The following is a 24,555-nucleotide window of genomic DNA, read 5'->3' as shown; positions in this document are numbered from 1 at the left end:
TCACACCGGGCCATGGGGATCGGGCATGCGGTTCATCGGTATTGGGCCCTGCCGCGAAGAGCCAATCCCCCTCGGTCCCCCTTCTTCGAAGGGGGAGGCAAAGCGGGCATGCGGGATTGGACGGAGTGCTGATCAGCATGCGGAGGCGGAGCCGCGACGCGCCGTGTCCCCATGTCCGCAGTAAGTCCATTCGCGCAGATGTACGGACCTTCCCTACTCGCCCTTGATCTCCCCGCGCAGTCGCGCGAGGAGGCGGCGCAGCCCGTGGATCTGGTCGATGAGATGCAGGGCCACGTCGATGCCTTCCTCGTTCACGCCCAGATCGTCGGAAAGGTCGCGTACCAGATAGGCGCGGGCGACGTCGATTTCGGTCAGTTCGACGCGGCTGGCGGTCCGCGCGGGCGTGATCCAGGCCTTCTCGATCCACACGGTCAGCGTTTCGCGGCGGATGCCGGATTGGCTCAGGAATTCTTCCAGATCGATGTTCATGCCTGCGGTTCCTCGCGGGGATGATGGCCCTGCCCTGCGTGCCATCCGGAGACGAAGTCCTTCAGTTCGGGATCGCCGCCCTTGGGCAGCACGATGCGCAGGCGGACGTACTCGTCGCCTCGCCCGCCGCCCCGGCGCGGCATGCCGTGGCCCTTCACCCGCAGCCGGCTGCTGCCGTCGGAGCCCGGCGGCACGTTCAGGTCCACGTGTCCGGTGGGAGTGGGCACGCGAATCGGCCCGCCCAGCACCGCTTCGCGCAACGAGATGGGCACTTCCAGGCCAAGATCCTCGCCGTCCTGGCTGAAACGGGGATCCGGCATCACGTCCAGTTCGATCAGCGCGTCGCCCGGCTGGCCCTGCTCGCCGCCGGGCGCGCCCTTGCCGCGCAGCCGCAAAGTCTGCCCCGGTACGATCCCGGCCGGCACGGTGACGTCCAGGGTATCGCCGGTGGGCAGCGTCAGCCGGGTCCGGGTGCCGTTGATGGCGTCGGCCAGGCTGATCGGCAGGCGGTAGTGCATGTCCTGTCCGCGCCGGTGCGCGCGCGCCTGCGCGCTGCGCCGGAGCAGTTCGGCGAACGGGTCATCGCCTTCGGCGAAATCCGCGTAGGCGGCATGGTCGGTGTCGTTGCCGTAGGCATGGCCGTGATCGGCGCCGGCATAGTCGCGATAGTAGCGATGCTGCGGCCGTTCGGCGCCGGTTTCGTCGATCTCGCCGGCGTCGTAGCGCTTGCGCTGCTCCGCGTCCCCGAGCAGGCGGTAGGCGACGGCGACGTCCTTGAAGCGGTCCTCGGCCGCCTTGTCGCCGGGATTGAGGTCCGGGTGCAGCTTGCGCGCCAATCGCCGGTAGGCCTTCTTGATCTCGTCGGCCGAAGCGCTCGCCGGGACGCCCAGGATCTCGTAGGGATTGCTCACGCGCCAGCCTCCGCTTGCGCCGCCGCCGGCGCATCCATCGCGATCACGCGCACCGGTATCGACTTGGCCGCCGGCGTGCCGCTGATGCGATCGTGATAATCCAGCGGCAGCAACGGATTCAGTTCCGGGTAGTAGCCGGCCACCGAGCCGCGCGGCATCGGATAGTCGAGCACCGTAAGCCCCTCGACGCGGCGCTGCCGGCCATCGGTGCTGAAGGTTTCCAGCGCGACCTGCTGTTCCGGCCGCAGCCCGCGCTCGCGGCGATCCTCCTCGTTCATGAACAGGACCATGCGATCGTTGTACACGCCGCGGTAGCGATCGTTGTAGCTGTAGATGGTGGTGTTGAACTGATCGTGCGAACGCACGGTGGCCAATCGCAGCATCGACGGATCCGCGACCTGATCATTCACTTCCAGCCCCGGCAGCGGCAGGAAGTTGGCCTTGCCATTGGGCGTGAGCCAGACCCGCCGGCGTGGCGCGACATCCAGATGGAAGCCCTTCGGGGCGCGGATGCGCTCGACGAAGCCGGCATACAATGCCGGATAGACATCGGCGATGCGCGCGCGGACGAGATCGTAATCCACCGCGTAGTCGGCCCAGGGAATCCGGCTGTCCGGCAGCGTCGCCATCGCCATCCGGCAGACGATCTCCACCTCCGGCAACAGTTGCGGACTGGCCGGTTCCAGCACCCCGCGCGAGGCGGTGACGTTGGACATCGAGTCCTCGATGGTGACGAACTGCTCGCCGGCGGCGGTCTGGATGCGTTCCGAGCGTGCGATCACCGGCAGGATCAGCGCCTCCCTGCCGTGCACCAGATGACCGCGGTTCAACTTGGTGGTGATGCCCACGGTGAGGTCGAGCTTGCGCATGGCCGCATACGCCTGTTCGGTGTCGGGCACGGCACGCACGAAGTTGCCGCCCAGGCCGATGAACACCTTGGCGGTACCGTCCATCATCGCGGCGATGGACTCGACGGTGTGGTGACCGTGCGCGCGCGGCGGTTCGAAACCGAACACCTCGCCCACCCGGTCCAGATACGCCGCCGATGGCTTCTCGTCGATGCCGACGGTGCGATCGCCCTGCACGTTGGAGTGGCCGCGAATCGGCGAAATCCCCGCGCCTGGCCGGCCGAAATTGCCGCGCAGGAACAGCAGGTTGGCGACCTGCTGGACCAGCCGCGAGCCTTGCTGGTGCTGGGTGAGTCCCATGCCGTAGCAGATGATGGTGGCGTCGGAGCGGATGTAGATTTCCGCGCAACGGCGAATCTGTTCCTCCGCCACGCCGGACACCCGCACGATGTCCGCCCAGTCCAGGGACAGGATTTCCTCGCGGACCGCTTCCAGGCCCGTCGTGTGCTCGCGCAGGAACTCGTGATCCAGCACCGGCTCGCCCGCCGCCTCGCGTTCGAACAGCACCTTCATCATGCCCTTGAGCAGCGCCAGGTCGCCGCCGATGCGGACATGCACGAACTCGCTGGAGATCTCCGTCGATCCGAACGTCGCCATCTGCACCACGTCCTGCGGTTCGGTGAACCGGATCAGGGCGCGCTCGGGCATCGGGTTGACCGCGACGATGGGAATGCCGCGTTTCCGCGCCTCGACCAGGTGGGTCATCATCCGCGGCGAGTTGGTGCCGGTGTTCTGGCCGATCACGAAGATCGCCTCGGCGTGCTCGAAATCCTCCAGCACCACCGTGCCCTTGCCCACCCCAATGGCCGGCGGCAAGCCGCGGCTGGTCGGCTCGTGGCACATGTTGGAACAGTCGGGAAAATTGTTGGTGCCGAACTGGCGGACGAAGATCGCGTACAGGAACGCCGCTTCGTTCGGCGTGCGCCCGGATGTGTAGAACTCGGCTTCGTGCGGGCTCTTCAGCCCCCGCAGATGGCGCCCGATGATCTCGAAGGCGGTGTCCCAGTCGCAGGGTACGTAGTGATCCGTGGCGGCGTCGTAGCGCATGGGCTCGGTCAGCCGGCCCTGCATCTCCAGCCAGTAGTCCGACTGTTCCATCAATTCGGACACGCTGTGCCGGGCGAAGAACTCGCGGGTCACCCGCGCCTGGGTCGCCTCGAAGGCCAGCGCCTTCACGCCGTTCTCGCAGAACTCCAGCTTCTTGGTGCAGTCGGCGTCCGGAAACGCGCAACTCGGGCACTTGAAGCCGCCGGGCTGGTTCATCGCCAGCAGCGCGCGCGAGCCCTTGCTGACCACGCTCTGTTCCAGCAGCACCTTGGCGGTCGCGGCGGCCGCGCCCCAGCCGCCCGCCGGCTGATGGTAGGGCTTGTAGCGGGGAGGTTTCTGCGCGCTCATGACCGGATACCTCCATATGCGAACCGTCGCGGCCAGTTAAGCACTTTACGCCGTCCCGCTCCACCTCGCCGCGATGAAACGGATGAGCTACGCTGCGACGGTTCGTCCGCGGCCGGTTGTTCCATCCGGTGGCCGGCGAACGAAATGGAAATTGCCAGCCAGCGGAAATGAAACGCCATGCCCGAACGCGGTGACGCCCCGCCTTCCGCCACCTCCGGGTGGGTGGATCGGCATGTCCTGCGTCGCCAGGGCGATGCCACCGAGGCGGTGCTGGATCGGCTTGCCGAGGAAATGCCGGTGGCCATGCGCTACAACGGCCGGCCGTTCGCGGTGATGATGGCGTCGCCCTGCGATCTGGACGATTTCGCGCTGGGGTTCTCGCTGAGCGAGGGCCTGATTACCGCGCCCGGACAACTGCTGGGCGTCCGCACGCACTGGCAGCTGGAAGGCATCGAGCTGGCAATGACCGTCGCCGACGGCGCGCCCGCCGCGACCCTGGACGAAGGCGATTCACGCTGGCTGCCCGGCCGTGGCGGCTGCGGCCTGTGCGGAACGCGCCAGTTGGAGGATGTGGTACGTCCCGCCGCCCCGATCACGCACACGCCCAGCTTCACCGTCGAGGCGTTGCGGCGGGCACTGGCGGCGCTCGACGCGCACCAGCCCATGAACGCCGCCACCGGCTCCACCCACGCCGCCGCCTGGACCGACGCCGGGGGCGACATCCTGCGGGTGCGCGAGGATGTCGGCCGGCACAATGCACTGGACAAGCTGATCGGCGCGATGACGCGCGCCGGCGATGATCCGGCGACCGGCATGTTGGTGATCTCCAGCCGCGCCAGCTACGAGATGGTGACCAAGGCCGCCCGCGCCGGCATCGGCTTCATCGCCGCCGTGTCCGCGCCCACGGCGCTGGCGATCGAACTGGCACGCGGGGCCAACGTCTGCCTGATCGGTTTCGCGCGCGGCGACGGCTGCAATCTCTACACCTTTCCCGAACGCCTCGTGGCCTCGCCGTGAGCCTGTTCCTTCTCTTTCCGCAGGAGATGTCGTGCAACCCATCCTGGCCCAGCCCGTCACCGCGCCGCTGACGCGCGCCGCGATTTTCCTGGTCGTCACCCTGGCGCGCGGAGACGCGCCGGCGCAGGCCTGCCGCGCCCTGTGCGCCGATCTGGGCGGGCTGGTACGCGCCATCGGCTCCCGCGTGCCCGACGCGGCGCTGTCGTGCGTGCTGGGAATCGGCTCGGACGCCTGGGACGGACTGTTCGGCGCGCCGCGTCCGCGCGAACTGCATCCGTTCCGCGAGATCAACGGCCGGCACCATGCCGTCGCCACGCCCGGCGACCTGCTGTTCCACATCCGCGCCGCCCGCCAGGATCTGTGCTTCGAACTGGCCACCCACATCATGCGGCGGCTGGGCGACGCGGTGACCGGCGCGGACGAGGTCCACGGCTTCACCTATTTCGACAACCGGGATCTGATCGGCTTCGTCGATGGCACCGAGAATCCGGTCGGCCAGGCGGCGCTGGATGCCACCCTGGTCGGCGCCGAGGATCCCGTCTTCGCCGGCGGCAGCTACGTCATCGTGCAGAAGTACCTGCATGACCTGCGCGGCTGGAACGCGGTGCCCGAACCCGAGCAGGAAAAAATCGTCGGCCGCAGCAAGCAGTCGAACATCGAACTGGACGACGCGACCAAGCCCAGCTACGCCCACAACGCGCTGACCTCGCTGGTCGAGGATGGCCGCGAACTGGAAATCCTGCGCGACAACATGTCCTTCGGCGACGCCGCCAAGGGCGAATTCGGCACCTACTTCATCGGCTACGCCTGCTCTCCCTCGCGCATCGAGAAGATGCTGGAGAACATGTTCATCGGCAACCCGCCCGGCAACTACGATCGCCTGCTGGATTTCAGCACCGCGGTGACCGGCGCGCTGTTCTTCGTGCCTTCGGCGGAATTCCTGGAGAAAGCGGCGGGAGCGGATTGAGCGCGGGAGGACGCCTCACTCGTACCTGCGATCCTCTGTCCCCACCCGCGGCGTCACGCACAGCATCCGGCCCGGCGACAGCACCTGCAGGCGGTGCCAGTTGTCTTTCGGTATGACGCAGGCGTCGGGCGCGATCACCCTGGCCGTGGTTTCTTCCCCGCCTTCCGGGGCCAGCGTCACCGCGATTCCGCCTTCCAGCACGTAGAGGATCTTGTCGCCCCCGGGATGGCGTTCCCAGAACCGCGCGTCCACCGACGGCTCATCAATGATATCGATCAACGCCACCATCCATTCGGATGTCGCCTCGCTCAGCCTGGCCAGCGGGATATCGGACGCGCGGCGGGTATCGTCGAAACCGACCACGCGTTCCTGTGGATCAAACGTCAGCATGGTTTGTGCGCCTGATGAAAGCATGCATAGAATGTGAGTCATCGCTCGCCTTGTCTACTCGCTTTTCCGTCGACCGCCATGGCCCGCAAACCCGCCACGAAACCACGCAAAACCGCCAGCCAGGAACGTTCCCGCGCCACCGTGGACGCGCTGCTGGAAGCCACCGCTCGCATTCTGGTCAAGGAAGGCTACGACCGCGCCAGCACCAATCGCATCGCCCAGGCGGCCGGCGTGAGCATCGGTTCGCTGTACCAGTACTACCCGAGCAAGGAAGCGCTGGTCGCAGGCGTGATCGGCCAGCACATGCAGGAGATGATGCAGCGCATCCGCGACGCATTGGCCCGGGTGGCGCAGGAGCCATTGGATCTGGCCACCCGCGAACTGGTGCGGGTGATGATCGACGCGCATCGCATCAATCCCCGCCTGCACCGGGTGCTGGTCGAACAGACCCCGCGGGTGGGACTGCTGGAGAACATCGAGGCCATCGATCGCGAGGTCTACGCGCTCATCCGCCTGTACCTGGAAAGCCACCGGCAGGAACTGCGCGTGCAGGATCTGGACACGGCGACCTTCATCGCCGTGTCCACGGTGGAAGCACTGACCCACGCGGCGGTGGTGCTGCGCCCGGAGATGGTGTCCGGCGATCGCGCGGACGCCTACATCGACGAGGTCACCGCACTGCTGGTGCGCTACCTGCGCAAGGCCTGAGCCTCATCCCCGCCGCGCCGGCAGGACGCGCGGGTTGCGCAGGATGGCGGCCGAAATCAGCGAGACCAGCACGCCGACCGGGAAAATTTCAATGAACGTCATCGGCAGCCGGAACAGCGGATTGGCGTACTGCGCCTTGAACGTCTCCATGTCGGCGGCCAGTCTGGCCAGTGCTTCGGGACTGGCGCCCTTGGCCTTCTGTGCCTCGATCATCGCCCTGGCATAGGTGTCGGCGAAGTCCAGGCCGCTGATCGCCAGCGCCGCCTCCCAGGACAGCATGTAGATCAGGCTGGCGATGAAGCTCACGCCCAGGCCCAGGCCGAATGCCGGCCAGAACCGGATCACCCCACCCAGTTCGCGATCCCGGTGGCGCTTGATGGCCAGGAACACCAGGCTCAGCGCCACCAGCATGGTCAGGTAGCCGATCGCCATGCTGTAGCCGGAGGGAATGGCGTCCTGCACGGTCAGCACGATGAGGGACAGGACGCCGCCGGCAATCAGGCCGGCGAGCAGGCCATAGGACAGGATTCTGCGCAGCATGGGACACCTCTCGGGTCGGGAATGGCGGCGTCATTGGGCGGCCCGGCCCGGCGTGCGGCAATCGGCCAAACGGGTGATTCGGCCCGTTTCCGCCCAAGGATGGCATGCGATCCACCTGTTCAGGGAACCAGCCCCAGTTCGCGCGCGCGCCGCACCGCCTCGGTACGCCGGCGCGCACCCAGCTTTTCGTACAGCCGGGCCACGTGGGTCTTCACCGTGCTGGGCGCGATGTGCAGCTCGCGGGCGATTTCCTTGTTGGAGCGTCCCGCCGCAAGTTCCAGCAGCACCGCCCGTTCGCGATCGCTGATGCCCAGGCTGTCCTGCGCCCGCGGGTTGCCGTCGAAGGCCGGTGGGCGATGGCGGCCAGCGAACAGGCGGGCGCCGACGAACACCCCCAGCACGAGGAAGGCCAGCGCGATCAGGCCAACGTAGAAGTCGTCCCAATGGGTGCGCGCCAGCCGCTGGTAATCCAGCCATTGCAGGCCGAGCGCCGCCAGCGCCAGCGCCACGCCGTACACGGCGGTCCGCTTCCAGTTTCGGGATGGCATCCGGGCGTGTCGGCGGCTCATGCCGGCGGATTGTCCGGCAATGCCGGCCCTGGTGAAAGGCGCCGCAGGGACTAGGGCCGGACCCGGAACACCGCGCTGATGCGCGGCGCCTGCGGGCGGCGGGTCTTGGGAATGCCGTGTTCGTGGGTGAGCTGGGAGGCGTGGCTCATGCTGAGCAGGCTACCCGGCAACAGATCGATGGCGATGGCCTTGTGCCCCTCGCCCTTGCGCTTGATCAGCATGCGGCGCGGCGCGCCCAGCGAGACCAGGGTGATCGGATGGCCTTCGCGCAGGATGTGCAGCTTGTCGCTGTGCATGGCGACGCTGTCGTGACCGTCGCGGTAGAGGTTCATGCCCACCCGGCTGTAGGGCGCGGGCACCACGGCCTGCACCCGCGCCAGCATCTCGGCCAGCGGCAGGTCCTCGGGCAAGGCGTCGAGATCATAGCTGGCGAGCAGGCGTGGTACGTCCACCACCTTCTCGTACATGGGCCGTTGCAGGTGGGTCCAGTTGGCGCCCGCCTGCAGGGCCTGGAACCACCGCCACGCCCGTGCCTCGTCGATGAAATCCGGCCAGTAGCGGATGCCGCCCTGGGCATCGTCGGCCAATTGCTGCATGGGCGTGGCGAACAGATCCATCTCAGTGGAAGTCCCGCGAGGGGGTGACCAGGTCGCCCAGCCAGTCGCTCATGTCGCGCAACTGGGCGGCGATGAGGTGCTGCACGCCGTCCACGTGCTCCCAGCGTCCGCGCACCGACAGCAGGCGCGCGCCCAGCAGGGCCTTGCGCTGGCGCGCAGCCAGGTGCGGCCAGACCACCACGTTGACCACGCCGTGCTCGTCTTCCAGGGTCACGAAGATGACCCCGCTGGCGGTGCCCGGCCGCTGCCGCTGGGTGACGATGCCGGCGGCATGCACACCACGCCCGTGCGGCATGTCCTGCAACTGGCGCGAATCCAGTACCCGCTCGCCCTGCAACCGTGGACGCAGCAGCGCCAGCGGATGCGTGCGCAGGGTCAGTCCCAGCGCGCGGTAATCCGACAGCACGTCCTCGCCGGTGCGCGGCGCCGGCAGCGCGATGGCGCCCTCGTCCGGGCTGCCGGGCAGCAGCGGCCGCTGGCGCTCGATGCCGGCCACCGCCCAGCGCGCGGCGTGGCGGTTTCCGGCCAGCGCTTCCAGCGCGCCGGCTTCGGCCAGCGCATGCCGGGCCTTTTCATCCAGCCGCGCGCGCAGGCACAGATCGCGCACGTCGCGGAACGGCTGGCGCGTGCGGGCGGCGACGATCGCATTCGCCATCGCCTCCGACAATCCGCTGATCTGGCGCATGCCCAGCCGGATCGCCGGCTGGCCGGCGTCATCCTCGTCGCCCATGCGGAAACGCCCGCCTTCCAGCGTGCAGTCCCAGTCGCTGTGCAGCACGTCGACCGGCCGCACCTCGACCGGCAGGCGCCCGCCCCGCCCGCGCCGCGCGTCCTGCACGATCTGGCTGGGCGAATAGAAGCCCATCGGTTGCGCGTTGAGCAGCGCGCAGGTGAAGGCGGCCGGCTCGTGCCGCTTCAGCCAGCTGCTGATGTAGACCAACTTGGCGAACGAGGCCGCGTGGCTCTGCGGGAAGCCATAGGAGCCGAAGCCCTTGATCTGTTCGAAGATCTGGTCGATGAATTCGGAGGAGTAGTTCTTGCCCTCCATCAGCTCGCGGATGCGTGCCCGATGCGGCTCCATGTCGCCGCCGCGCCCCCAGGCCGCCATCGAGCGGCGCAGCCCGTCGGCTTCGGCTTCCGTGTAGCCGGCGTGGATCACCAGTTCCATCACCTGTTCCTGGAACAACGGAATGCCCAAGGTATCTTTGAGAATTTCCTTGATGCCTTCGGAGGGATAGACCACCGGGTCTTTACCCTGCCGTCGCCGCAGGTAGGGATGCACCATGCCACCCTGAATCGGACCCGGGCGAACGATGGCGACTTCGATCACCAGATCGTAGAACCACTTCGGCTTCAACCGCGGCAGCATGCTCATCTGCGCGCGCGATTCGATCTGGAAAACGCCAACCGTGTCGGCGGCCTGGATGAGGTCGTAGGTTCCGGCGTCATCGCCAGGTATCCGGGCCAAGTCAATGACGCAACCACGATGTTCCTCGATCAGCTTCACCGCCTTCTGGATGCAGGTCAGCATGCCCAGCGCCAGGCAGTCGACCTTGAGCAGCTTCATGGTTTCCAGATCGTCCTTGTCCCACTGGATGATGGTGCGGTCGTCCATGGACGCGTTCTCCACCGGCACCACCGTGGACAGCGGCGCGTCGCTGATCACGAATCCGCCGACGTGCTGGGAAAGATGGCGCGGATGCCCGCGCAGCATCGCGGTCACCGCCAGCACCCGCGCGATCAGCGGATTGTCCGGGTCGAAACCGGCCTCGCGCAGGCGCTGCTCCATCGGCGTTTCGCCGTTTCCCCAGCCGTAGCAGTCGGCCAGCAATGCAATCTGATCCGGCGGCAGGCCGAACACCTTGGCGACATCGCGCACCGCGCTCTTGCCGCGATAGCGGATCACCGTGGCGGCGATGGCCGCGCGCTCGCGGCCATACTTGTTGTAGACGTACTGGAGCACCTCCTCGCGCCGCGCATGCTCGAAGTCCACGTCGATGTCCGGCGGCTCGTCGCGGTTCTCCGACAGGAATCGCGCCATCAGCAGGCGGGTCTCGTCGGGATTGACCACGGTGATGCCCAGCGCGAAACAGACCGCCGAATTGGCCGAGGAGCCGCGTCCCTGGCAGAGGATGTCCTGCGATTTGGCGAAACGGACAATGTCCTCGACGGTCAGGAAGAACGCTTCGTATTTCTTCTTTTCGATGAGCGCCAGTTCGCCGTCGATCTGCCGTCTGACCTTGTCGGGCGTACCCTCCGGCCAGCGTTCGCGCATGCCACGCTCGGTCAGTTCACGCAGCCAGGTGGTCGGCGTGTGGCCTTCCGGCACCAGTTCAACGGGATAGCGGTATTCCAGTTGGTCCAGATGGAAGATGCAGCGCCGCGCCAGTTGAACCGCCGCCTCCAGCAAGGCCGCCGGATAGATGTTGCCCAGTGCGCGCCGCGTGCGCAGATGGCGTTCGCCGTTGCGGAACAGATGCTCTCCGCATTCGGCCAGTGGCAGACCCTGGCGGATCGCGGTCATGGTGTCCTGCAGGACGCGCCGGCGGCGCACGTCCATGTGCACGTCGCCGGCGGCCACCGGCGTCATGCCCTGCTCCACCGCCAATGCCAGCAGCTGTTGCAGGCGGGCATCGTCGTCCTCGTCGCGGTGCAGTTCCACCGCCAGGAACGCGCGTTCGCCGAATACCCGTTGCAGCCACCTTCCCTGTTCCGGTTCCGGCGCGCGCGCCGGCAGCCACAGCGCGAACAGTCCGCACTCGTCTTCGCACAGCACGCTTTCCACGTCCTGACGGGTGAGCCGGTAGCGTCCCTTGGTGGTGGCGCGCCGGCCCACGGTGATCAGCCGGCACAGTTGCGTGTAGCCGCGATGGTTTTCCACCAGCAGCACCAGCCGCAGGCCGTCGAGCAACCGGAACTCGCTGCCCACCACCAGTTTCAAATCGGTGGCCTCCGAGGCTTCCAACGCCCGCACGATGCCCGCCAGCGAGCATTCGTCGGTGATCGCCAGCGCCTCGTAGCCGCAAAGCTTGGCCCGTGCGAACAATTCCTCCGCGCTGGCCGCGCCGCGCAGGAAGGAGAAATCCGACAGGCAATGCAGTTCGGCATAGGCCGGCAGATCGTCGGCGACGACGGTGTCGTCGTTGGCTGCCGCCAGTCCCAGCCGCTGCGCGACTTCCCAGGCGCGCGGCGGGCGGCCGCCGGGCGAGTCGGTATCGCGTTCCTGTTCGCGGCTCATGCGAACCACCCGTGCAGCATCCAGTGTTCCCGCTCGCCCGGCGGCGCGAACGCCCAGGCGCGTTGGCCCTGCGAGGTTTCCAGCACGTAGTAGTCGCGCCGGGCGTCTTCACCATCCCACCAGCCACTTTCCAGCCGCTCCGGTCCGGACAGGATGCGCGGACGCGGATCCCGCAGCGGTATCGGCTGCGGCAACAGCCAGGCCGGGCGCGGCGGACGCGCGGGCGCCGGCGTGATGTCCACATGATCGCCGCCACGCAGTCGCCGCCACGCCCGCTCCGGACGCGGATCGCCGGTGGGCGTCACCTGGTGGACCGCGTCGTCGCCCAGCCGCGCGCGCAGGCGTTCACGCAATTGCGGCCAGGGCAGCGTCTGCTGCGCGCGCAGGTCGAACAGGTCCCGTACGGTCGGCACGAACGGCGGCAACTCGCGCGCCAGCAGGCGCACCGCCACCACCGGCGCGGGAATCGACACCCGTTCGAGCCGGTTGCGGGTCAGTTCGAACAGCATCGCCGGCTCGCGTTCGGCTGACAGCAGCCCCACCTCCACGTCGGTGTGGCCTTCCTCGTGTTCCAGCCGCAGCAGGAACCGCTGCACGCCGCCGTCGCGGATCGACAGGTAAGTGCACAGATCGCCGATCAGGCGACGCAGCGGGAACAGCAGCGCTGTGTGGCTTTCCACTTCGTAGCCCAGTTCCACCCGCGCGTCGAAATAATCCGGCGGCGCGTAATGGACCAGCGGATCGTCGGCCTCGCCATACAGGCGATCCAGATGTTCCAGCACTTCCAGGCCGAAGCGCCGGCGCAGGCTGTCGCGCGGCAGGCCGCGCAGGGTGCGCAGATCGCGGATGCCCATGCGGTGCAGGCGCTCGCCGGCATCGTCGGGCAGCACGGCGCGCCGGATCGGCACGCGATCCAGCACCTCGTTCATGCCCGGCGCCTGCATCATCGCCAGGCCGTCGCGCAGGCCGGCGAACACGCGCGCCGCGCGTGGCGTCGGCGCCAGCGCGATGCGATGGCTGAAGCCGAGCGCGTGCAGTTCCTCGCGCAGGCGTGCCTCGAACCGTGGCCACGGGCCCAGCAGGCGGAAACTGGCGCGCACTTCCAGCACCAGGCAGCCAGGCCATTGCGCGCTCACCAGCGAGCTGTGGCGATAGGCCCATGCGGCCAGGAAGCGGTGCCAGCGCGCTTCGGCCTGCGGTTCGTACTCGGCCAGCGCCAGATCCGGCAGCAGCGCGTACGCGGCGGTCAGCCGCATGCCCGCCCGCAGGCCCGCCTGCGCGGCCGCGGCATTGACGGCATGCAGCGTGCGCAGTTGCGCCGGTCCGGTCACCAGCGCCAGCGGCGCGTCGGGATCGGGGCAACGGCGAAGGACGGCGTCCAGCGCCAGCTGCGGCAGCAAGATGCAGGCCCAGAGCATGCGCGACTCACGAACCGGTCCAGGCGAACGCCTGCGCGGGTGGATGCCCGCCGCGGCATTTGCGCACGTGCCAGGCGCCGGCCGCGCCGCCTCTTTCGCGCGCGTATTCCAGCCGCAGCGATGCCGGCGAGGCGTTGAGCGCATGCCGGCGATCCCGTAGCGCGAAACCCAGGCAATCGCCACTGTCGGCCGCCACCTGCAAGCGCCGCAAGGCGCGTCCATCGGCGGTCGCCGGCCAGCCGAGCACCGCGGCGCAGGCACCGCTGCGCAGGCACTGCTCGAAGGCCCACAAGGCATCGCGCGGCGCGGCCTCGACCAGATGCAGGTGCGCCAGTTCCACGCCGCCCGCCTGCCAGGCCGGCGCGTAGGCCAGATACGGCGGCGCGATCAGCACCACCTCGTTCCCCGCGCGGGTCAGCCGCGCCAGCGTGGGCATCAGCAGTTCGATCTCGCCCACGCCATCGGCCGGCAGCAGCAGTTCGGTGAGCGCGCCGCGCGGCCAGCCACCCTGCGGCAGCAGGCGATCCAGCGCGGCATGGCCGGTGCTCTCGCTGTCGGCCGGAGCGACGGCGCTGCGTCCCGCGTGCCACAGGGTCTGCGCGGCCAGCAGGGATTCCAGGGCGACGACGCTGCCCATCAGTCGCGCCGGATCAAACCGCAGTACAGCCCCTCGATGGCGAAATCCTCGTCGGGATCCGGATCGATCGGTGCATGGCCGGCGCTGCGCGGCAGCAGCCGCAGTTCGGTGGCGGTGTGGTGCAGCCGCTTGATGGTGATGCCGGCGTCGCCGAGCCGGGCCACCACCGTCTGTCCGTGATGCGCGTCGGGCGTGATGCGCACGCCGACCAGATCGCCATCGAGGATGCCGTCGTCGCGCATCGAGTCGCCCTGCACGCGCAACAGGTAATCCGGACGCATGCGGAACAGCGCCGCGTCCACGTGCAGGAATGCCTCGGTCTCGCCATCGTTGAGGATCGGTTGTCCGGCCGCGACCCGCCCCACCAGCGGCAGGCTGATCACGTCGTCGCGATTCGGTCGCGGTTCGATCAGGCGGATGCCGCGCGGCCGGCTGGGATCGCGGCTCAGGTAGCCCTTCTTCTCCAGCGCATCGAGGTGCTTGAACACCGCGCTGACATGGCCGATGCCGACCGCGGCGCCGATTTCCTGCAGGGTCGGCGCGCTGCCGGTCTCGGCCAGGTGCTGGCGCACGGCTTCCAGGACGGCGGCTTGGCGATGGGTCAGGGTCAGGCTCACGCGAGAATCTTTTCACCTAATCAGGTGAAAGCCAATGGTGAAAACCTGAATTGGACCCGCCGCCTTCCCTCAGCCGGGCCCCGCCGGGAACAGATCCCGATCCCACTCCGGTTCCTCGCCGAAGCGCCCGGCCAGGAAGTCCAGGAACGAGCGCACCAGCGGCGGCATCAGCCGGCGGGTGGCGTAGACACCGAAGATGCCCATCGGCGGAATGTCGTAGTCCGGCAGCACCGCGACCAGTTCGCCGCGCGCCAGGTAGCCGGCCGCCTGGTAGGTCGGCAGCATGGCGATGCCGCCGCCGTTGCGCACCGCCTGCAGCAGCACGCTGGCCTCGTTGGCGCTGATGCCGCCGCCGACCGCGACCGCCACCTCGCGGCCATCGCGGCGCAGGTGCCAGAGGCTCTTGCCTACGAAGTGATGGGTCAGGCAGTCGTGCGCGGCCAGATCCTCCGCGCGCACCGGCGCGCCTCGCCGGGCCAGGTAATCCGGCGATGCGCACAGCAGCGAACGGCAGGTGGTCAACCGGCGGGCAATCAGGTTCGGGTCCAGTTCGTGGCTGATGCGGATGGCCAGATCCACCCGCTCCTCGATCAGGTTGACCGTGCGATCCAGCAGCAGCATGTCGATGCGCACGCCCGGATGCCGGCCGACGTAGTCGACCACCGCCGCGGCCAATTGGCTCTGTCCGAACGAAGTGCTGCAGGTCAGCCGCAGTTGCCCATGCAGCGGCGCGTCGGTGTCGCTGGCGACCGCCGCCTGCAGGTCGGCCCCCAGTTCCAGCAGCTTGCGGCAGCGCTCCAGCGCCTGCTCGCCCGGCGTGGTCAGGCTGATCCGGCGGGTGGTGCGATGGAACAGGCGCACGCCCAGCCAGTCCTCCAGTTCGGCCAGATAGCGGGTGGCCATCGCCCGCGACATGTCCAGCGCCTCGGCGGCGGCGGTCAGGCTGCCGCGCTCGGCGACCTCGACGAACACCCCCATTGCGGTCATCCGGTCCATGACTTGCTCGATTCATGCAACAAACAAATGCCTTATACGCGGTTTTTCGTCCGCTTTCAGCCCACTACAGTGACTCCACTTTCCCACCTCACCCGGAGTCCCCCATGAAAATCGCCCTCGCCGCCGCCACCGGCAAAATCGGTCGCCAGATCGCGGCCCAGGCCATCGCCCGCGGCCATGACGTCACCGCCATCGTCCGCCGCGACACCGATCTGCCGCCGGAACTGGACGGCGCCCGCATCGTCATCGCCCCGCTGGACGATGCCGACGCCCTGGTCGCCGCCGTGCGTGGCCATGACGTGCTGGCCAGCGCCTACGGCCCGCAACCCGGCGCCGAATCCAGCCTCGCCGACGTCAGTGATGCCCTGATCGCCGCCGCCCGCGAGGCCGGCATCCCGCGCGTAGTGGTGGTCGGCGGTGCCGGCAGCCTGCAAGTGGCGCCCGGCGTGCAGTTGGTCGACGTGCCGGATTTCCCAGCCGCCTACAAGCCGGTCGCACTGGCCCACCGTGATGCGCTCAAGCGTTACCAGGCTGCCGACGATCTGGCCTGGACGTTCTTCTCGCCGGCCGCGGAAATCGGCCCGGGCGAGGCGCGCGGGCAATTCCGCACCCAGGTCGGCGCGCTGCTGGCCGATGCCGACGGCAAGAGCGCCATCAGCTACGCCGACTATGCCGAGGCTTTCGTCGCCGAACTCGAACAGGCGCGCCACCCGCGCCAGATCATCACCGCGGCCTACTGATTCCGCCGACTAACCGGAGCATTCCCATGCGAAGCATCTTCCTGTTCGCGCTGGCGCTGTCAGGCGCCCTGAGCGGTTGCCAGAACCTGCCGGCGCATGCCGGAAGCAGCGTGGCCGATACAGATGTTTTTCCCGCGACCGGCCATGTCTATCGCGTCGATTTCGGCAGCGGCAACGCCTTCGACATCGACTTCACCTCCGACCACAGCATGACCTTCACCAAGCTGCAGCCACCCTCGCGGGGCCAGGTGGAAACCATCCGTTTCGATCACCGGCGGATCCGCGAAGGCCTGTACCTGGTGCGCTGGCAGGAAGCGGACCGGACCACGGTCGTGCACCTGGAAGACTTCGCGCGGGAACGGGTGTACACCCACATCACCCGTCCCGACGGCAGTTTCTTCAGCGGCGAATCCACCCTCACCCGCGTCCATTGAACGCGTCCATCGAGCAGGAGACGATGTCCATGAAACCCCTTGTCCTGAAATCCGTGGGCGCGTTGGCGCTCACCGTGTCGCTGGCCGCCTGCGGTGGCCAGGCACCATCGAGCGCCGACACGCCCCTGGTCGAAGCGCCCAAAGCGACCGAACCGGTCGCAGAACCGCTGAAGCTGGAGGTCTACAACCCCGGCCCGGATGGCATCTTCGCGGTGTCCTCCGTGCTGGTCACCGGCCGCGAAGACGCCGTGCTCATCGACGCGCAGTTCTCCACCGCCGACGCGGCGAAACTGGTCGAACGGATCAAGGCATCCGGCAAGCGGCTGACCACGATCTACATCAGCCATGGCGATCCGGATTTCTACTTCGGTCTGGAGACATTGAAAGCCGCTTTCCCGGACGCGAAGATCCTGGCCACGCCGCAGACCATCGCCCACATCCGCGAAACCAGCGCGGGCAAGCTGGCGCACTGGGGTCCGATTCTCGGCGCCGGCGCGCCGAAACAGATCGTCGTGCCCGAGCCGCTGGCCGGCGACCGCCTGGACCTGGAAGGCCGGGAACTGCAAATCATCGGTCTGGACGGGCCCACGCCGGATCGCAGCGTCGTCTGGATTCCTTCGATCCGCGCGGTGGTTGGCGGCATCCCGGTGATTGCCGGTGAACATGTGTGGATGGCCGATACCCAGACGCCGCAATCGCATGCCGACTGGCTGGCCATGCTGGATCGGATTGCCGCGCTGAAGCCGGAGACGGTGATCCCGGGCCACTTCGAACCAAACGCGCCGCAGGGCCTGGACGCGGTGCGCTTCACCGCCGACTACATCCGCGCCTACGACGAGGAAACGGCCAAGGCGAAGGATTCCGCCGCGCTGATCGCGGCGATGAAGACACGCTACCCGCAACTGGGCGGCGTTTCCTCGCTGGAACTGAGCGCCAAGGTCAGCAAGGGCGAGATGCGCTGGCCTTAAATGGCACCGCCCTGCTCCCGCTTGCAGGAGCAGGTGGCGCGAAGCGTCGGATGAGGACGCCTTTCGCACGATGCCGCTCTGTCGGCTTGCCCCCATCCGCCTTCGGCACCTTCCCCCGCAAGCGGGGGAAGGGATCATCCAATACTTGGTCGCAAGACCATCTGGCTGCGGACGCAAGTGGATAGCATCAGTTATATCCGCAACATGCCCTTCCCCCGCTTGCGAGGGAAGGTGGTGCGAAGCGCCGGATGGGGCGCTCTTCGCGCGATGCCACCCTGCCGGTTTGCCCCCATCCGCCTTCGGCACCTTCCCCCGCAAGCGGGGGAAGGGAGCATCCAATGCCGGGTCGGAAGACCATCTGACCGCGGATGCAAGCGGATAGCGTCAGTTACATCCGCAACATGCCCTTCCCACGCTTGCGGGGGAAGGGATCATCCAATGCTGGATCGCAAGACCATCTGGCTGCGGACGCAAGCGGATAGCGTCAGTTACATCCGCAACATGCCCTTCCCCCGCTTGCGGGGGAAGGTGGCGCGAAGCGCCGGATGGGGGCGCTCTTCGCGCGATGCCACCCTGCCGGTTCGCCCTCACCCGCCTTCGGCAATTCCATCAAGCACGAGGCATCAATCCTTCCCGCGCGCCCGCGCAAAAGCCGCGGCCAGCGCATTGTCGGCCGGAGGCGCCGACGGACGCGACGCACCGCCCTGCCCGCGCCCGCCACCATCGCGGCCGTTGCGCGGACCGCTTCCGCCTCCATTGTTCCCACGCGCACCTTGCGCACCACGCTCCTCGCGCACAGGCGGCGGCGTGTCGTCCAGGCGCCGGGTCAACGCGATGCGCTTGCGCGGGATGTCCACTTCCAGCACCCGCACCTTGACGATGTCACCGGCCTTGACCACTTCGCGCGGATCCTTGACGTAGCGATCGGCCAGCGCGGAGATATGGATCAGGCCGTCCTGGTGCACGCCGATGTCGACGAAGGCGCCGAACGCGGCCACGTTGCTGATCACCCCTTCCAGGATCATGCCCGGCTTGAGGTCCTTGATGTCCTCCACGCCGTCGGCGAAGCGCGCGGCCTTGAACTCGGGACGCGGATCGCGACCGGGCTTCTCCAGTTCCTTGAGGATGTCGCGCACGGTCGGCACGCCGAACTTCTCGTCGGTGTACTCCTCGGCGCGCACGCCGCGCAGGAAGCCGGCGTCTCCGATGATCTGCTTCACCTCCCGGCCGCATTTGGCCAGGATGCGCTCGACCACCGGATAGGCTTCCGGATGCACCGAGGACGCGTCGAGCGGCTGGTCGCCGTCGGCGATGCGCAGGAAGCCGGCGCACTGCTCGAAGGTCTTCTCGCCCAGGCGCGGCACCTTCAGCAGTTCCTTGCGCGACTTGAACGCGCCGTTGGCGTCGCGATAGACCACGATGTTGTCGGCCACGCTGGAGGACAGGCCCGATACGCGGGTCAGCAGCGCCGCCGAGGCGGTGTTCACGTCCACGCCGACCGCGTTCACGCAGTCCTCGACCTTGGCATCCAGCGCGCGTGCCAGCCGGAACTGATCGACGTCGTGCTGGTACTGGCCCACGCCGATCGCCTTGGGCTCGATCTTCACCAGTTCGGCCAGCGGATCCTGCAGGCGACGGGCGATCGACACCGCGCCGCGCAGGCTCACGTCCAGGCCGGGGAATTCGCGGGCGGCGAACTCGGAAGCCGAATACACCGACGCGCCGGCCTCGCTGACCACGATCTTCTGCATCTTCAGTTCCGGCGCCAGCTTGATCAGATCGCCGGCCAGCTTGTCGGTCTCGCGGCTGGCGGTGCCGTTACCGATCGAGATCAGTTCCACCTGGTGCTTGATGCACAGCGCGCGCAGCACGTGCAGCGACTGATCCCATTGGCGCTTGGGCTCATGCGGATAGATCGTGGCGGTATCGACCAGCTTGCCGGTGCGATCCACCACCGCCACCTTCACGCCGGTGCGCAGGCCCGGGTCCAGGCCCAGCACGGCCTTGGGACCGGCCGGCGCGGCCAGCAGCAGATCCTTCAGGTTGTCACCGAACACCGCGATGGCTTCGGCCTCGGCCTTCTCGCGTGCCTGGTTGAACAGATCCAGCAGCAAGTGCATGTGCAGCTTGGCGCGCCAGGTCAGCCGGCACGCATCCAGCAGCCACTTGTCGGCCGGACGGCCCTGCGCGGCGACGCCGGCATGCTTGGCCACCCGCCCCTCGGCCAGCAGGTGACCCGCTTCGGCTTCGTTGCCGGGATCCAGATCCAGCAGCAGGATTTCCTCGCGGCGCGCGCGGAACAGCGCCAGCAGCCGGTGCGAGGGAATCTTCGCCAGCGATTCGGCGTGGTCGAAATAGTCGCGGTACTTGACGCCCTCGTTTTCCTTGCCATCGGCCACGCGCGCGCGGATCACCCCGACCTCGTGCATCCAGTCGCGCAGTTCGCCGACCAGTGCGGCGTTCTCGCCCCAGCGCTCCATCAGGATCGCGCGGGCACCTTCCAGCGCCGCCTTGACGTCGGCCACGCCCTTCTCCGCATCCACGTAGGCGGCGGCGACGGCTTCCGGCACCTGCGAGGGATCGGCCAGCAGGCCATCGGCCAACGGCTCCAGCCCGGCCTCGCGCGCGATCTGGGCGCGGGTGCGGCGCTTGGGCTTGTACGGCAGGTACAGATCCTCCAGCCGCGCCTTGCTGTCGGCGGCTTCGATGTCGGCGCGCAGTTCGTCGGTCAGCTTGCCCTGCTCCTCGATGCTCGCCAGCACCGCGGCGCGGCGATCCTCCAGCTCGCGCAAGTAGGTCAGGCGCGTTTCCAGATTGCGCAGTTGGGTGTCGTCCAGCCCGCCGGTGACTTCCTTGCGGTAGCGCGCGATGAAGGGGACGGTGGCGCCTTCGTCGAGCAGCGCGATGGCGGCCTGTGCCTGCGAGGTCTGGGCGCCGATCTCGGTGGCGATGGTCCGGGCGATCTGCAGGGCCAGCTTCGGATTCTTGTCTTGCATTGCTTCCGTCGAAAAAGACCCGGGCGTCCGGGTGGGATGCCGATTGTGGCAACCCCGGACCGCGCGCGAAACGGGTTGACAGGCGAGTAAATTCAGCTCATGCCCATGGCCGGAGACGCGCCTGCGCTATCCTTCGCGCAAACGTAAAAGGATCCCGCACGTGCGCGAGCTGTACCCAGAGATCGAGCCCTACCGCACCCAGCGGCTGGCCGTGGACGACCTGCATATGCTGTACATCGAGGAATGCGGCAATCCGGACGGCCTGCCGGTGCTGTTCCTGCACGGCGGTCCCGGCGCCGGCCTGTCCGCCTACCATCGGCGCTTCTTCGATCCGGCGCGCTATCGCATCGTGCTGTTCGACCAGCGCGGCGCCGGCCGTTCCACCCCGTCAGCGGAACTGCGCGACAACACCACCTGGCACCTGGTCGCCGACATCGAGCGGATCCGCGAGCACTTCGGCATCGATCGCTGGGTCGTGTTCGGCGGTTCGTGGGGCTCCACGCTGTCGCTGGCCTATGCGCAGGCGCATCCGGATCGCGTGCTCGGCCTGGTGCTGCGCGGCATCTTCCTTGGCCGGCCGGGCGAACTGCGCTGGTTCAACGAACTCGACGGCGGCGCACGCTGGATCTTCCCGGAACGCTGGGAACGCTACCTGGCCTACATCCCCGAGCCTGAGCGCGACGAGATGGTCGAAGCCTACTGGCGGCGCCTGGACGGCCCGGATCCGGCGGTCCGGCTGGAGGCCGCGCGCGCGTGGAGCGACTGGGAGGGCGGCAGTACCACCCTGCTCCACGATCCCGCCGAAGCCGGCAACTTCGAGGATCCGAAGGTGGCGGTCAGCGTCGCCCGCGCCGAGGCCCACTATTTCCGCCACAACGTGTTCCTGGAACCGGACCAGTTGCTGCGCGGCGTCGACCGCATCCGCCACATCCCCGCCACCATCGTGCACGGCCGCTACGACATCATCTGCCCGATGAAGAGCGCCCACGATCTGGCGCAGGCGTGGCCGGAAGCCGATCTGCGGGTGGTGCTGGCGGGCCATAGCGCCGCGGATCCGGCCATCGTCGACGCGCTGGTGCAGGCCACCGACGCGCTGGCCGACCGCTTCGCCTGAGCGGCATGCGCCGGCACTTCAAGACCCTCTCCGATGGCGCGCTGATCGAATTCGATCGCGGCCAGTTCGACGACTGGTGCGTCTACCTGACGCCACCGGGCGCATCGCGCTTCGCCCCGCGCGATGCCTGGTATTTCGGCGAATTGCAGGCGTTGGCGGCGCGCCACGGCGCCTACCGCCTGTACGAGGATTTCGTGCGCGTATACGACCGCACCAGCGCGCAGGCCAGTCCCGCCGTGCTGGCGTGGATCACCGGCCTGTCCGCCGCCTATGGCGAGGACGCCTTGTTGGTGGATCAGCTGTTCACCATCCTCTACGCGGGCATGGTCGCCGAGGAGAACAAGGTCAACGGCCCGCTTGGCCGGCGGATCAAGCGGCTCGGCATGTACCAGGCACTGATCGAAGGCATGCCGGCCAACGAGGCGGCGAACTACAGCCGCAACGTCGATGCCAGGCGACTGGATGGCGAATGCCGGCGGCGCGGATTCTGATCTTCCCGCGGGCATGTGCAATCGCGGCGGAAGACGCAAACAGAAAGGGCCGCTTGCGCGGCCCTTTCCTCTTTCATTCCGCGAATGCCGCGATGTTCAGGAACGCACCGGAAGCACCCGGATCTCGACGCGGCGGTTGAGCGCGCGGCCGGAATCGGTGTCGTTGCTGGCAATCGGATAGCGCTTGCCCATGCCGACGATCTCGAAGCGCTCGCGCATCACGCCCTGGCCGATCAGGTAGTTGCCGACCGACGCGGCGCGCTGTTCGGACAGCCGCTGGTTGACCGCATCGCTGCCGATGCTGTCGGTATGCCCGGTCACTTCCACGATGGTCTGGTTGTACTCGGACAGGGTGCGGGCAACGTTGTTGAGCGCCGGGTAGAACTGCGGCTTCAGGTCCGCCTTGCCGAAATCGAAGGTCACGCCGTCCGGCAGGTTGAGCTTGATCACGTCGCCATCGCGGCTGACGTCGATGCCGGTGCCCGCGGTCTGGCGGCGCAGTTCGGCTTCCTGGCGATCCTGGTAGGCACCGATGGAACCACCGGCCAGGCCACCGACGCCCGCGCCAATCAGCGCGCGCTGGCGACGATCGGTCGCATCCTTGCCGCTCAGCAGGCCGACCGCCGCGCCGATGCCGGCACCGATCAGCGCACCGGTGCGGGTGCGGTTGGGATCATTGGGATCGTTGGTCTGGCCGGTATAGCTGGCGCAGGAACTCAACACCACCGCGGCGCCAAGCGCGATCAGCGTGGTCTTGACGGTGTACTTGTTCATGGACATCTCCTCGTCGTGTGGGAACGCATCCCGCCAAATCATTCAGCGTCGGCGAAAAATACCGAGTCCGTTCTGTCTGATAGCTAAAGCGCCGTGAAGATCCGGAAAAGCATGCACCTTCCTGTTCAGCTTGCTGGCGCGGTTTGCTCCAGCATCGACTCGGCCGCGCCGGCGTCGAGGGTGTAATCCCAGTTCCCCATCAGCGCCAGGTACAGCAGCTTCTCGAACTCCGGCCCGAAACGGCGGATCACCGCGTCGGGATCCGGGACCAGCTTCGCGTCGGCGATCAGGCCGAAGTGCACGCGGCCGTTGTAGCTTAGGATGGATACGCCGATGCCGATGGAACCGGTCTGCGGCACCCAGAACATCATGTCGCGCACCCGGCTGCCGCCCATGTAGAGCGGTTGCTGCGGCCCGGGCACGTTGGTGGCCACCGCGGTGGCCTTGCGGCTGAAGAGCTCCAGCGCGACGCCCTGCAAAGCCGCCGGCGCCATTCCGAGTGCCGCAAGAAGTCCAAATGCAACAATGGCTTGGCGAGAGTTTTTCAAGTTGTTCATGCAATTGGCGACCCGCTCCACCCGGCGGATCGGATTGGCCTCGCCGACCGGCAGATCCAGGAACACCAGGCCGAAATGGTTGCCCAGCTTGCGCGCGTGTTCCAGCGGCCGCAGGTTGACCGGCACGGTCGCGCGCAGGGTCACGCCATCGACGTTCTCGCCGCGTTCGAGCAGGTAACTGCGCAGCGCGCCGGCCGCGGTGGCCATCAGCACATCATTGACGGTGCAGTCGCAGGCGCGCCCCACTGCCTTGACCTCCTCCAGATCCAGCGGCTCGGCCCAGGCCACCCGCTTGCTCACGCCCAAAGGCCCGCGCAGCAGCGTGGGCGGATCGTCGGACAGCGCCAGTGCCGCCAGCAGCTCGCGGCCGATTTCGCCGCCCTCCTTCGCCAGCATCGTCGCCAGGGTCGGATCCCGGTACATCTCCATGCCCTTGCCGAGCATCTTGCCGCCGAGCTTGACGTAGCGATCAATCGCGCCGACCCGGCGCACCACTTCCACGCCATCCTGCTTGAGCCAGGCGGCGCGCAGTTCGCTGCCGCGATCCGGTTTGCGGGTGGTGTCGGTCAGCGACAGCAGCACCTGCACCAGCGCGATGCCGTCGGCATAGCTGTGGTGGATGCGCGCCACCAGCGCGGAGCCACCGCGATAACGCTCGACCAGGTGGAACTGCCAGAGCGGTTTGGTCTTGTCCAGGGGCGTGGACGCCATCTGGCTGACGAAGCGTTCCAGCGCGCGCTTTTCCGACTGCGGATCGCTGCGACCGGGCAGCGCGGACAGGCGCACGTGCCAGTCGATGTCGAAATTCGCGTCTTCCACCCAGGCCGCGCCGGCGGCGGTGTCGACCGCCTTCTGGAGGAAGCGCGGATAGGCGAGGAAGCGCTTGCGGATCACCTGCTTGAGCCGCTCCAGCGTCATCGGCTCGTCGAACATCAACACGCCGGTGATCATCATCGGATTGGTCGGCCGGCACATCCGCAGCCAGGCGGTATCCACCCGCGACATCGCCTCGCGGCGCGGCTTGCCCGGCCCTTTCTTGGTCGCCATGCTGCCCTCCCTTCGCT

23 protein-coding genes are annotated in these 24,555 nt (G+C 67.9%); 8 read left to right on the top strand and 15 right to left on the bottom strand.

Features of this window, described 5'->3' with window-relative positions; genetic code table 11:
* Positions 1 to 213: 213 nt before the first annotated feature.
* From IB228_RS05400 to IB228_RS05390, 3 genes are read right to left on the bottom strand one after another with little or no spacing between them, the layout of a single operon-like run.
* A complete protein-coding gene (locus IB228_RS05400; RefSeq protein WP_218533989.1) occupies positions 214 to 489 on the bottom strand; it encodes a chaperone modulator CbpM in 276 nt (91 codons plus the stop codon).
* The gene (locus tag IB228_RS20050) at positions 486 to 1,400 is read right to left on the bottom strand and encodes a DnaJ C-terminal domain-containing protein (RefSeq protein WP_183641614.1); all 915 of its coding nucleotides are present in this window, start codon (positions 1,398 to 1,400) and stop codon (positions 486 to 488) included. The genes IB228_RS05400 and IB228_RS20050 overlap by 4 nt, the downstream gene beginning before the upstream one ends.
* Positions 1,397 to 3,703 (bottom strand): FdhF/YdeP family oxidoreductase, encoded by a 2,307-nt coding sequence (locus IB228_RS05390; protein WP_183641616.1) that lies wholly within the window; start codon positions 3,701 to 3,703, stop codon positions 1,397 to 1,399. The genes IB228_RS20050 and IB228_RS05390 overlap by 4 nt, the downstream gene beginning before the upstream one ends.
* A 177-nt stretch (positions 3,704 to 3,880) precedes the next feature.
* On the opposite strand from IB228_RS05390, the gene fdhD reads away from it, so the two are divergent.
* Complete coding sequence (gene fdhD / locus IB228_RS05385) at positions 3,881 to 4,720, top strand: formate dehydrogenase accessory sulfurtransferase FdhD (RefSeq protein ID WP_183641619.1); 840 nt, start codon at positions 3,881 to 3,883, stop codon at positions 4,718 to 4,720.
* A gap of 31 nt (positions 4,721 to 4,751) precedes the next feature.
* Complete coding sequence (locus IB228_RS05380) at positions 4,752 to 5,687, top strand: Dyp-type peroxidase (protein WP_192197770.1); 936 nt, start codon at positions 4,752 to 4,754, stop codon at positions 5,685 to 5,687.
* A gap of 15 nt (positions 5,688 to 5,702) precedes the next feature.
* On the opposite strand, the gene IB228_RS05375 is transcribed toward IB228_RS05380, so the two are convergent.
* On the bottom strand, positions 5,703 to 6,077 hold the full coding sequence (locus IB228_RS05375) for a cupin domain-containing protein (protein ID WP_192197769.1): 375 nt from the start codon (positions 6,075 to 6,077) through the stop codon (positions 5,703 to 5,705).
* 78 nt (positions 6,078 to 6,155) lie between these two features.
* Here IB228_RS05375 and IB228_RS05370 point away from each other — a divergent pair, with 78 nt between their 5' ends.
* Positions 6,156 to 6,785, top strand: coding sequence for a TetR/AcrR family transcriptional regulator (locus tag IB228_RS05370; RefSeq protein ID WP_192197768.1), 630 nt, complete (start codon positions 6,156 to 6,158; stop codon positions 6,783 to 6,785).
* A gap of 3 nt (positions 6,786 to 6,788) precedes the next feature.
* Here IB228_RS05370 and IB228_RS05365 read toward each other — a convergent pair whose 3' ends face one another.
* From IB228_RS05365 to IB228_RS05330, 8 genes are all read right to left on the bottom strand, one after another.
* A complete protein-coding gene (locus IB228_RS05365) occupies positions 6,789 to 7,325 on the bottom strand; it encodes a DUF4199 domain-containing protein (protein WP_192197767.1) in 537 nt (178 codons plus the stop codon).
* 119 nt (positions 7,326 to 7,444) lie between these two features.
* The gene (locus tag IB228_RS19995) at positions 7,445 to 7,894 is read right to left on the bottom strand and encodes a response regulator transcription factor (protein WP_192197766.1); all 450 of its coding nucleotides are present in this window, start codon (positions 7,892 to 7,894) and stop codon (positions 7,445 to 7,447) included.
* A 50-nt stretch (positions 7,895 to 7,944) separates the two neighbouring features.
* On the bottom strand, positions 7,945 to 8,511 hold the full coding sequence (locus IB228_RS05355; RefSeq protein WP_183641632.1) for an alpha-ketoglutarate-dependent dioxygenase AlkB: 567 nt from the start codon (positions 8,509 to 8,511) through the stop codon (positions 7,945 to 7,947).
* Position 8,512: 1 nt separating this feature from the next.
* Positions 8,513 to 11,749 (bottom strand): error-prone DNA polymerase, encoded by a 3,237-nt coding sequence (locus IB228_RS05350; RefSeq protein WP_183641634.1) that lies wholly within the window; start codon positions 11,747 to 11,749, stop codon positions 8,513 to 8,515.
* Positions 11,746 to 13,167: a DNA polymerase Y family protein gene (locus IB228_RS05345; protein WP_192197765.1), complete on the bottom strand. Its 1,422-nt coding sequence runs from the start codon at positions 13,165 to 13,167 to the stop codon at positions 11,746 to 11,748. Before IB228_RS05345 ends, IB228_RS05350 begins: the two co-directional genes overlap by 4 nt.
* 7 nt (positions 13,168 to 13,174) lie before the next feature.
* A complete protein-coding gene (gene imuA, locus IB228_RS05340; RefSeq protein ID WP_183644668.1) occupies positions 13,175 to 13,828 on the bottom strand; it encodes a translesion DNA synthesis-associated protein ImuA in 654 nt (217 codons plus the stop codon).
* Positions 13,804 to 14,421, bottom strand: a complete 618-nt coding sequence (gene lexA / locus IB228_RS05335) for a transcriptional repressor LexA (RefSeq protein WP_192197764.1) — start codon at positions 14,419 to 14,421, stop codon at positions 13,804 to 13,806. Before lexA ends, imuA begins: the two co-directional genes overlap by 25 nt.
* A gap of 69 nt (positions 14,422 to 14,490) precedes the next feature.
* A complete protein-coding gene (locus IB228_RS05330; protein WP_192197763.1) occupies positions 14,491 to 15,417 on the bottom strand; it encodes a LysR family transcriptional regulator in 927 nt (308 codons plus the stop codon).
* A gap of 104 nt (positions 15,418 to 15,521) precedes the next feature.
* Here IB228_RS05330 and IB228_RS05325 point away from each other — a divergent pair, with 104 nt between their 5' ends.
* From IB228_RS05325 to IB228_RS05315, 3 genes are read left to right on the top strand one after another with little or no spacing between them, the layout of a single operon-like run.
* A complete protein-coding gene (locus tag IB228_RS05325) occupies positions 15,522 to 16,157 on the top strand; it encodes an NAD(P)H-binding protein (RefSeq protein WP_192197762.1) in 636 nt (211 codons plus the stop codon).
* A gap of 26 nt (positions 16,158 to 16,183) precedes the next feature.
* On the top strand, positions 16,184 to 16,591 hold the full coding sequence (locus IB228_RS05320) for a hypothetical protein (RefSeq protein WP_192197761.1): 408 nt from the start codon (positions 16,184 to 16,186) through the stop codon (positions 16,589 to 16,591).
* Between the two features lie 29 nt (positions 16,592 to 16,620).
* On the top strand, positions 16,621 to 17,559 hold the full coding sequence (locus IB228_RS05315; protein WP_192197760.1) for an MBL fold metallo-hydrolase: 939 nt from the start codon (positions 16,621 to 16,623) through the stop codon (positions 17,557 to 17,559).
* A gap of 623 nt (positions 17,560 to 18,182) precedes the next feature.
* Here IB228_RS05315 and IB228_RS05310 read toward each other — a convergent pair.
* Positions 18,183 to 20,555, bottom strand: coding sequence for a Tex family protein (locus tag IB228_RS05310; RefSeq protein ID WP_192197759.1), 2,373 nt, complete (start codon positions 20,553 to 20,555; stop codon positions 18,183 to 18,185).
* Between the two features lie 160 nt (positions 20,556 to 20,715).
* Between IB228_RS05310 and pip the strand changes: the two genes are divergently transcribed.
* Complete coding sequence (pip, locus tag IB228_RS05305) at positions 20,716 to 21,669, top strand: prolyl aminopeptidase (protein WP_192197758.1); 954 nt, start codon at positions 20,716 to 20,718, stop codon at positions 21,667 to 21,669.
* 5 nt (positions 21,670 to 21,674) lie between these two features.
* Positions 21,675 to 22,160 (top strand): hypothetical protein, encoded by a 486-nt coding sequence (locus IB228_RS05300; protein ID WP_192197757.1) that lies wholly within the window; start codon positions 21,675 to 21,677, stop codon positions 22,158 to 22,160.
* Between the two features lie 96 nt (positions 22,161 to 22,256).
* Here IB228_RS05300 and IB228_RS05295 read toward each other — a convergent pair whose 3' ends face one another.
* Positions 22,257 to 22,934 carry an OmpA family protein gene (locus tag IB228_RS05295; protein ID WP_183641658.1) on the bottom strand — a complete coding sequence of 226 codons (678 nt, stop codon included), beginning with the start codon at positions 22,932 to 22,934 and terminating at the stop codon, positions 22,257 to 22,259.
* A 125-nt stretch (positions 22,935 to 23,059) separates the two neighbouring features.
* A complete protein-coding gene (locus IB228_RS05290; RefSeq protein WP_192197756.1) occupies positions 23,060 to 24,538 on the bottom strand; it encodes a wax ester/triacylglycerol synthase family O-acyltransferase in 1,479 nt (492 codons plus the stop codon).
* Between the last annotated feature and the right edge of the window lie 17 nt (positions 24,539 to 24,555).

It is taken from the genome of Pseudoxanthomonas sp. PXM04, assembly GCF_014851695.1.
Classification (GTDB): Bacteria; Pseudomonadota; Gammaproteobacteria; order Xanthomonadales; family Xanthomonadaceae; genus Pseudoxanthomonas_A; species Pseudoxanthomonas_A beigongshangi.
The sequence above is the reverse complement of the archived record's forward strand: the minus strand, read 5'-3'. Positions and strand labels throughout refer to the sequence as shown.

Coding starts and splice junctions, on each gene's coding strand:
- IB228_RS05400 (WP_218533989.1), bottom strand. CDS start 489: ATGAACATCGATCTGGAAGAATTCCTGAGCCAATCCGGCATCCGCCGC.
- IB228_RS05390 (WP_183641616.1), bottom strand. CDS start 3,703: ATGAGCGCGCAGAAACCTCCCCGCTACAAGCCCTACCATCAGCCGGCG.
- fdhD (WP_183641619.1), top strand. CDS start 3,881: ATGCCCGAACGCGGTGACGCCCCGCCTTCCGCCACCTCCGGGTGGGTG.
- IB228_RS05375 (WP_192197769.1), bottom strand. CDS start 6,077: ATGCTGACGTTTGATCCACAGGAACGCGTGGTCGGTTTCGACGATACC.
- IB228_RS05370 (WP_192197768.1), top strand. CDS start 6,156: ATGGCCCGCAAACCCGCCACGAAACCACGCAAAACCGCCAGCCAGGAA.
- IB228_RS05365 (WP_192197767.1), bottom strand. CDS start 7,325: ATGCTGCGCAGAATCCTGTCCTATGGCCTGCTCGCCGGCCTGATTGCC.
- IB228_RS19995 (WP_192197766.1), bottom strand. CDS start 7,894: ATGAGCCGCCGACACGCCCGGATGCCATCCCGAAACTGGAAGCGGACC.
- IB228_RS05355 (WP_183641632.1), bottom strand. CDS start 8,511: ATGGATCTGTTCGCCACGCCCATGCAGCAATTGGCCGACGATGCCCAG.
- IB228_RS05350 (WP_183641634.1), bottom strand. CDS start 11,749: ATGAGCCGCGAACAGGAACGCGATACCGACTCGCCCGGCGGCCGCCCG.
- IB228_RS05345 (WP_192197765.1), bottom strand. CDS start 13,167: ATGCTCTGGGCCTGCATCTTGCTGCCGCAGCTGGCGCTGGACGCCGTC.
- IB228_RS05330 (WP_192197763.1), bottom strand. CDS start 15,417: ATGGACCGGATGACCGCAATGGGGGTGTTCGTCGAGGTCGCCGAGCGC.
- IB228_RS05325 (WP_192197762.1), top strand. CDS start 15,522: ATGAAAATCGCCCTCGCCGCCGCCACCGGCAAAATCGGTCGCCAGATC.
- IB228_RS05320 (WP_192197761.1), top strand. CDS start 16,184: ATGCGAAGCATCTTCCTGTTCGCGCTGGCGCTGTCAGGCGCCCTGAGC.
- IB228_RS05315 (WP_192197760.1), top strand. CDS start 16,621: ATGAAACCCCTTGTCCTGAAATCCGTGGGCGCGTTGGCGCTCACCGTG.
- IB228_RS05310 (WP_192197759.1), bottom strand. CDS start 20,555: ATGCAAGACAAGAATCCGAAGCTGGCCCTGCAGATCGCCCGGACCATC.
- IB228_RS05300 (WP_192197757.1), top strand. CDS start 21,675: ATGCGCCGGCACTTCAAGACCCTCTCCGATGGCGCGCTGATCGAATTC.
- IB228_RS05295 (WP_183641658.1), bottom strand. CDS start 22,934: ATGAACAAGTACACCGTCAAGACCACGCTGATCGCGCTTGGCGCCGCG.
- IB228_RS05290 (WP_192197756.1), bottom strand. CDS start 24,538: ATGGCGACCAAGAAAGGGCCGGGCAAGCCGCGCCGCGAGGCGATGTCG.